Source organism: Streptomyces sp. NPDC047000, assembly GCF_040644295.1.
Classification (GTDB): Bacteria; Actinomycetota; Actinomycetes; order Streptomycetales; family Streptomycetaceae; genus Streptomyces.
In genome coordinates this window covers 1-1,028 of record NZ_JBEYWE010000087.1, presented here as the reverse complement: position 1 = coordinate 1,028, position 1,028 = coordinate 1, and the positions used below count along the sequence as shown (strand labels likewise).

The following is a 1,028-nucleotide window of genomic DNA, read 5'->3' as shown; positions in this document are numbered from 1 at the left end:
GGAGCTGTCGAAGGTGGGACTGGCGATTGGGACGAAGTCGTAACAAGGTAGCCGTACCGGAAGGTGCGGCTGGATCACCTCCTTTCTAAGGAGCACTTCTCACCGGGTCCTTCGGGGCACGGTCAGAGGCCAGTACACCGGCGAACGCCCGGTGCTGGTTGCTCATGGGTGGAACGTTGATTATTCGGCACACTCGGCCTGCTCTGGTCACCAGTACTGCTTCGGCGTGGAACGTGATCGGTGGGGGTCTGGGGGTGTCGGGCACGCTGTTGGGTGTCTGAGGGAATGAGTGATCTTCCTTCAGTGCCGGCCCCGGTGTACTCGGACCTGTGAGGGTTCGGGGTGACGGGTGGCTGGTCGTTGTTTGAGAACTGCACAGTGGACGCGAGCATCTGTGGCCAAGTTTTTAAGGGCGCACGGTGGATGCCTTGGCACCAGGAACCGATGAAGGACGTGGGAGGCCACGATAGTCCCCGGGGAGTCGTCAACCAGGCTTTGATCCGGGGGTTTCCGAATGGGGAAACCCGGCAGTCGTCATGGGCTGTCACCCATACCTGAACACATAGGGTATGTGGAGGGAACGCGGGGAAGTGAAACATCTCAGTACCCGCAGGAAGAGAAAACAACCGTGATTCCGGGAGTAGTGGCGAGCGAAACCGGATGAGGCCAAACCGTATGCGTGTGAGACCCGGCAGGGGTTGCGTATACGGGGTTGTGGGATCTCTCTTCTGTCGTCTGCCGGCGGCAGGGCGAGTCAGAAACCGTTGATGTAGGCGAAGGACATGCGAAAGGTCCGGCGTAGAGGGTAAGACCCCCGTAGTCGAAACGTCAACGGCTCGTTTGAGAGACACCCAAGTAGCACGGGGCCCGAGAAATCCCGTGTGAATCTGGCGGGACCACCCGCTAAGCCTAAATATTCCCTGGTGACCGATAGCGGATAGTACCGTGAGGGAATGGTGAAAAGTACCCCGGGAGGGGAGTGAAATAGTACCTGAAACCGTGTGCCTACAAGCCGTGGGAGCGTCGGA

General features: G+C 59.2%; 2 rRNA genes. Both read left to right on the top strand.

The features are described from left to right. Positions 1–85: ribosomal RNA gene (locus ABZ862_RS38515) — 16S ribosomal RNA — on the top strand; the annotation flags it as partial. Between the two features lie 311 nt (positions 86–396). Then, positions 397–1,028, top strand: a 23S ribosomal RNA gene (locus tag ABZ862_RS38510); the annotation flags it as partial.